Here is a 7,087-nt window from a genome sequence, read left to right on the forward strand (position 1 = left end):
CACCTATCGTGAAGGACCTCATGATCCGCATCAGCCTGCTCGCCGTGCCGCTGTTGATCCTCGCCGCCTGCGGCGGTACCGCGGCCGAGGACGAGCCCGAAGTGGCCACGCTCCGGTCCAGTAGTCCCAGCGCGTCGCCGACCCCGGGTGAACGTCCGCTGATCCGTCCTGACACGTCGGCGGAGGAGGAGGACCGGCTCACCGCGGTCTGGCTGACGTGCCTGAAGGAGCACGGTCACCCGAAGCAGGCCGACACCCCGGCGGACCTGCCGAAGGAGGAGTTCGAGGCGAGGGCCAAGGTGGCCGAGAAGGCCTGCGAGAGCAAGCAGCCCGAGCAGCTCTGGGAGCGGTCCAAGCGCTTGGACCCGGACTACGCCGACAAGCTCCGCGACTGGATCACCTGTATCCGCGCGCACGGCATCGACGCCTGGGAGTCCGACGGGTTCGTCACGTACCAGAGTTTGCCCCCGGACAGCGACCTGAAGAAGGTCGACGAATGCGAGGCCAAGGCGTTCGCCTGAGCGCAGGCGTCCTCACCGGGGGAGAGGGTGACCCGGGCCGTCCCGGGTCACCCTCCCTGCTCAGCGCGCCGCTTCCTCGATGAGCTCGACGAGCGCGGCCGCCTCCGGGATGGCCACGGTGTGCGATCCGCCGGCCAGTTCGACCGTCCGCCGCGACCCGGCCCGCTCGGCCATGAAGCGGTGCGCCTCCACCGGGATGTTGAGGTCCTCGCTGCCGAACAGGAACCACGAGGGCAGCGTCTTCCAGCCGGGTTCGCCGGACGGCTCGCCGAGCGCCGCGTCGGTGATCGGGCGCTGGGTCACGGCCATGATCGCGGCCTCGGCCGCGGGGGAGTCGGCGGCGAACTGGTGGTGGTACCGGTCCTGCTTGATGTACAGGTCGTTGGTGCCGTCCGGGAGCTTCGTCGGGGCCAGGGTCTCGCCCAGGCTGCTGCCCGGGAACCGGCCGGCCAGGTCGCCGGCGCTCTCGCCGGCGTCCGGCGCGAACGCGCCCACGTAGACCAGCGCCTTCACCGACGTGACGCCCGGCGACGCGTTCGAGATCACCATCCCGCCGTAGGAATGGCCGACGAGGACGACGTCGCCCTCGATGCCGGTGAGCGTGGTGCGCAGGTAGTCGGCGTCGTGGCGCACCCCGCGTAAGGGGTTGGCCAGCGCGACCGCCGGATAGCCGGCGTCGAGCAGGCGCTGGATCACGCCGTTCCAGCTCGCTGACTCGGCGAAAGCGCCGTGGACGAGGACAATCGTGGGCTTACTCATGGTTCCACCCGATCTCGCGGTCCAGTGACAGTCGAATTCTGTAACCACAGTGTTGCCGACGCATCAGTCAGCCGACTGACGAAGCCGAACGCGTAGCCGCCACCCTGCGCGACCGCACCCGGCCGGCTGCAGGCCGGTCATCCGGGGGATCCGACGCGTAGGACGTCGCCCAGGCGGTGGGTGTGCCGGGCGGCCGCTTCCGCCGCCACCACCGCCACCAACGCACCCAGCAGCACGACGACCGCGGTGCCGAGCAGCCACCACGGCACCACGGTGGGCGGGTCGCCGGCCTGGCCCGTCAACGTGCGCAACGCGAGCGCGTCGAACGTCAGCCTCACCAGAAGCAGGCCCAGCAGGGGCCCGCAGACCGCGGCCACCAGCAGCGGGGGCAGCAGTTCGGCCGCGGCGACGCGCTGCGCGTCGCGTGGCCGCAGACCCAGCGTGCGCAGCCGGGCCAGCGTCGTCCAGCGCTCGGGAGCGCTCGCGGCCGCGCTGAGTGCGAACCCGAGCAGGCCCAGCACCAGGAGGGCTCCCGCGGCGGCCCGGTCGAGCGTCACCAGGCCGGCGTTGAGCGGCGCGGTCCGCAGGTCGTGGACGACGTCGGCGCGGACGAAAGTCCGGCCCCCGACGGCCGCGCCGACGACCGCGCGGGCCGCGCCGGGGCCGTTGACCCACACGGTGTTGGGGACGAACGGCCGGCCGGGCCCGGCGTCGATCATGATCAGGTCGGGGGCGTCACCCACGTCCGGCGCGACGCCGACGGCCTCGAGCTCGAGCGCCGGAGCGGCGCCACGGAGCAGGCGCATCGACATGCCCGGCCGGAGGCTGCCGTCGTGGGAGCGGACCAGCACCGGGATCCGGTTCCCGGACGGCCGGAGCCGGGCGAGTTGCGGCGCGTCCGGCAGCGGGTTGTGCGCCAGCAGACTCTCGAGCCGGGCGGCCTGGACGGTCATCAGGCTCGGCGTGACCGCCTGACCGTCGGCGATGACGCTGACCGTGTCCTCGACCTGGGCGGCGGCGACCTGCGTCACCCCGGGCGCGGCGGCGATCTGCCCGACCGGCGTCGCCGCTCCGGCGGGTAGGTCCAGCCGGGCGTCGGCGCCGACCGTGCGCCAGGAACCGTCGGTCATGCCGTGCGACGCGGTGGTCTGCAACGTGGCGGCGAACGCGGCCAGCGCGACCGTGGTGGTCAGGGCCAGCAGCGGCAGCGCCCGGCCGGCGGTCGCGCCGGCCCGGGCGGCCCCGAAGACGGCCAGCGCGCGCCGGGAGCGCAGCGCCTGACGCAGCGCCAGCCGGATACCGGCGGGCACCAGCCGCAGCAGCAGGAGCGCCCCGGCGACGACGCCGAGCGTCGGCGCGCTCGCCGGGAGGGCCGAGTCGCCCACCCCCCGCTGACGCAGCGCGACCAGGGCCGCGGCCGCCGCGGCCAGCACCGCGACGTCGATCGCCGTCCGGCGCAGCTGCCGGGTGCGTTGCTGCCAGCCCCGGGCCGACCGGTTGGCCGGCCGCCGCCGGTCACTCGTCGCCCGGGCCGCGGTGAGCGTGCCGAAGACCGGGCCGGCCACGACCGCGCACAGCACCACCCACGGCGCCCACCGCAGCGCCGCCCCACCGGCCAGCAGCCCCGACAGGGCCAGCCCGGCCAGGAAAGCAGGCACCGCCACCAGCACCGACTCGACCACCAGCTCGGTGGCGACGTCCGGCAGCCCGGCGCCCCGCCGCCGGGCGGTGATCAGCGCACCGGCGCGGCGACGGCCCAGCAGGTCGGCGGCGAGCAGCAGCACCAGCGCGGCCCCGGCCAGCACGGCGATCACCAGCACCGACGCGCTCGCGTAGGCGGCGTCGACCTGCTCCCGGACGTGGCCCAGCACACCGTCGAGCTGGGTGTTCCACTTCAGCGACGTGTCGCGCTGCGCCGACGAGCCGGACGAGGCCTTGAGCGCCACCACGGTCGCCGCCAGCCGCTGGGCCGACTCCCAGGTCAGCCGGTCGGGGTCGGCCTGGTACCAGACCGTGCGCACGAGCTGGTCGGGCAGCAGCGCGAGCCGGCCGTCGGGCAGGGACTCGGCCGACAGCATGCCCCCGAGCCGGGTGCTGCCCGCACCGTCCAGACCGGTCGCCGGACGCAGCAGCCAGGGCACGACCTGCCAGGCCGGATCCTTCGGATCCACCGGCCGGAAGATGCCGCTGACCAGGACGTTGTACGGGTTCCGCTGGTCGTCCTCGACCGGGACGTGGTCACCCGGACGCACCTTCAGCGCGGCCGCGTCGGCCTCCGACAGGCCCACCTGCGCTTCCCACGGCGGTCCGGCGTCCGGCGTCTCGACGGTCCCGGCGACGGTTCCCCGGGGCGCGCGGCCGGCGACCCAGGTGACGTCCGGGCCGCCGCGGTCGGTCTGGACGTAGTCGAGCTGGAAGCGCCGCTGGATGCTGCCGTCGGTGACCAGCAGCGAGACGCTCGTGGCGGTGAGCACCGGCGCCCCCAGCGCGGCGCGCAGCTCGGGGTCGAGCGCGTCCTTGGCCTGTCCGCGGAAGTCGTCGACGTCGGTCGCGAGCTTGTCGTTGCGGATGCGACCGCCGTAGTTGCCGTAGTCGTCGGGCCAGCGCGACTCGACCTGGACGGCGGCGTCGGGCCCGGCCCGGCGGATCGCGTCCTGGGCGGCGTCGTCGGCGGTGGCGCCCATCAGCGGCGGCACCGCCGCCGCGAGCATCGTGACGACCAGGACCACGCCGGCGACCAGCGTCAGCGGTCCGGCGTCGGCCCGGGCCCGCCCGCGAACGCTCGGCCAGTGCACCGCCGGAAGCCGAATCACGACGCCACCCGCAGATGCGCCGCATCGGCCCGGCGGGCCTGGATCGAGACCACCGCGGCGACCGCCAGCCCCCCACCCACGACCAGCGCGGCGAGCAGCGCCGACCCGGTCGCCCAGGGCCACGCGGTCGTGGCCGGTGGCACCGCGACCGCCCCGGTGTCGGACCGCACCAGCAGCGGCGCGACGGCCCAGTTGGCCGCCGCCCCGACGACCGCCCCCAGGGCCAGGAGCGGCAGCAGGACGGCCGCGTGCTCGGCGAGCAGCATGAGACGCAGATCCCGCCGGGACACCCCCAGCCCCCGCAGCCGGGCCACCTCGAGCGCGCGTTGCCGCACGTCGTAGACCACGTGCAGCACGACCCCTCCCAACAGCAGCAGCACCGACGCCGTGACCAGGATCCGGAACATCGCCGGGAGAGACGCGCGCAACGGCCCGTTGGTCAGCCGGGCCGTCTCGCCGGACCTGGTCGTGACCTCACCGAGGTGCAGCGCGTCCACCGTGGACCCGGCCCGCGGATGCCCGACCCACCACGCGGTCACCGGCGAGGTGAACTCGCCCCGGACGGCCAGCGCCCGGGTCAGCGTGTCCACGTCGGCCAGTGCCCCGGGCGCGCCCGGGGCCGACGGGATCGTCGGCACGACGTCCTTGACGACCCCGACGATCGCCGTCGATCCGAAGCCCAGGCTGAGCACGGAGCCCCGGTGCGCGCTCACGTCCCGGGCGAAGCGCGTCGAGACCACGAGCGGCACCGGCCCCGGATCGGGGAAGGCCGTGGCGACCAGCGTCCGGCTCAGCGCGAGCGGGTCGGAGAACCCCACGTCGGCGCTGACGTGCAGGCGGTCGCCGGACGCGCTGACGACCCGCCGGGACGTCTGCCCGGACAGCGGCGCGGCCGCGCGGAGACTCCACTGGGCCGGGAACGTCGCCGGCACGGTCAGGACCACGTCGACGTGGGCGTTGATCACCTCCCACGACGTGCTGGTGACCGGGATCGACACGGCCACGAGCCGCAAGCCGTCCGCCGGCACGCAGCCGGGCACCGGATGCGGACGGCCGTCGAGCTCGATCGGCGGCCCGCTGCACGCGGTACGCAGCCCGGTGGCGTCCTGCAGGAGCAGTTCCGGGGTCACGACGATGGACCCGCCACCGGTCGCCGTGCCGGTGAGCGTCAGGGTCGCCGACCGCGGCAGCACCGGGCCGGTCACCGTCGACGTCGGGGCGGCCGGCCGGGCCACGTCGGACCAGCGGTCGTCGCTGCGCCCGCGCAGCAGGCGGCCGGCCTGCCGGGTGTCGAGAGCCACCAGCTGCGGGGCCGAGCTCCCCTCGCCGAGGTACTGGCCGACGGCCACGTTGTGCTCCACGACCGGGGTGATCGTCCCGCCGGTGGCCGCGCCGACCTGGACGCCCTGCCCGGCCGTCGGCGGCTTGGCCAGCGCGATCGCCAGGTCGGTGCCGACCGCCAGGTCGGCCTGGTCGCGCTGGGACGCGGCCCAGGTGGCGCCGAACGCGGTGCCGAACGTGGCGGCCGCGCAAGCCAGGCCGATGAGCAGCGCGGCCGCGACCGCCTGGGGCCGCCGTGCGGCCTGGTGGGCGGCCAGCGGCCAGACGAGTCCGCGGGCCCGGGTCGCGAACCGCTCGGCCCGAGCCAGCGCGAGCGGCAGCAGCCGCAGGACGATCGCGATGCTCGCGGCCAGGATCAGCGCCGGGGCCAGCACCCGGACGACGTCGGCCCGCGAGCCGCCAGCCGCCGGTTGGGCCCGCAGCTGCCACCAGCCGACGGCGGCCAGCGCACACAGCAGCACGTCGACGCCGGAGCGGGCGAGCAGTTCGCGGCGGGACCGGCGGTCGCCGCTGTCCGGAACCCGCCGCACGGCCAGCCCGACGTGCAGGACCGCGAGCGCCAGCGCACCGCTGACCACGGCCACGACCTGGGCCGGCGTCACGATCGGACGGCTGGTGAGCCCGGCGTCGGCGAGCGGCGACAAGTGGGTGAGCGTCGAGTGCAGTGCGGTCGACGCCGGGATCGACACCGCCGCCGCGAGCACCGCGAGCACGACCGCCTCGACCGCGGCCAGGAGCGCGAACTGCCCGCGGTCGAGGCCCAGCGCGCTGAGCAGGGCCCGTTCGTCGGTGCGTTCGCTGGTGGCCAGCCGCCCGGCCAGCGCGAGCGCGATCGCGGTGAGCACGACGCCGATCAGCGCGAACGCCAGCACCGAACTGGCGATGAGCTCCTGCTGCCTGCGGGCGTCGAGGAGCGTGTCCGGGATCGGCGAGGTGACCCGGTCGAACTCGACGCGGTCGCCGAGTTTTCCGGAGAGCATGCGGTCCGCGCCGAGCAGCGAGGACGTCAACCGGTCGAGGCCGGGGCCGGTCGGCGCGGACAGGTCCGGACGGGCGGTGACCTCGAGCCGGTCGAGCGCCGAGCCGCCGGCCAGCAGGTCGTCCAGCGTGACCAGGAACGGTCCGTACGCGTTGACCTGGGAAGCGTAGGCCAGGTCGGCCGGGTGCGGATCGAAGCCGGCTCCGCCCAGCGGGTCCCGGTCCCAGCCGGCACCGGCCTCCGGACGCACCAGCCCGACGACGACCACGTCGACCGCCGGGGCGGGCGCCCGCCCCACCTGCGCGCCGAGATGCACCCGGCTGCCGACCGTCAGCCCGAGCAGGCGGGCGGTGCTGTCGAACAGCACGGTCTCCAGCGGTCGGGCCGTGGCCCGCGGCCAGCGCCCGGCCCGCAGGGTCGCCACCGCGGGCAGGTTCTCGACGCCGGACAGGTAGGCCTCGGCCAGCAGGCCGCGGTCGTCGTCGCTGGCCATCGGCAGCTTGTGCATCGGGGACGACGCCCGGGTGGCGGTCGTCGCGGCGAACGGTGCGGTCGCGTCCAGGAGGACGCGCCGGGTGTCGGCCGCGACCGGCCGGGCGTCGGCGGCCGCGATCTTCACCGTGTAGGCGGTGGCCTGCACCTGGTCCGGACGCAGCCGGGACGCCGCGACCTCG

The 7,087-nt window shown here is 75.5% G+C and carries 4 protein-coding genes; 1 reads left to right on the forward strand and 3 read right to left on the reverse strand.

Annotated elements, in window-relative coordinates; translation table 11 throughout:
* Window positions 1–8: 8 nt before the first annotated feature.
* Entirely contained in the window at window positions 9–521 is a 513-nt protein-coding gene (locus FL583_RS19900) for a hypothetical protein (protein WP_170323751.1), read from the forward strand.
* Between the two features lie 60 nt (window positions 522–581).
* Here the strand turns inward: FL583_RS19900 and FL583_RS19905 are convergent, their stop codons facing one another.
* The 3 genes from FL583_RS19905 to FL583_RS19915 form a co-directional block, all read right to left on the reverse strand.
* Complete coding sequence (locus FL583_RS19905; protein WP_142706189.1) at window positions 582–1,280, reverse strand: alpha/beta fold hydrolase; 699 nt, start codon at window positions 1,278–1,280, stop codon at window positions 582–584.
* A gap of 137 nt (window positions 1,281–1,417) precedes the next feature.
* Window positions 1,418–4,093 (reverse strand): FtsX-like permease family protein, encoded by a 2,676-nt coding sequence (locus tag FL583_RS19910; RefSeq protein ID WP_142706190.1) that lies wholly within the window; start codon window positions 4,091–4,093, stop codon window positions 1,418–1,420.
* The coding region (locus tag FL583_RS19915; protein WP_142706191.1) for an FtsX-like permease family protein at window positions 4,090–7,087 on the reverse strand (2,998 nt) is incomplete at its 5' end. The genes FL583_RS19910 and FL583_RS19915, both read right to left, overlap by 4 nt.

The organism is Cryptosporangium phraense (assembly GCF_006912135.1).
Classification (GTDB): domain Bacteria; phylum Actinomycetota; class Actinomycetes; order Mycobacteriales; family Cryptosporangiaceae; genus Cryptosporangium; species Cryptosporangium phraense.

Bases quoted from the DNA above. Each gene is read 5' to 3' on its own strand.
- FL583_RS19905 (WP_142706189.1), bottom strand. From the start codon at position 1,280: ATGAGTAAGCCCACGATTGTCCTCGTCCACGGCGCTTTCGCCGAGTCA.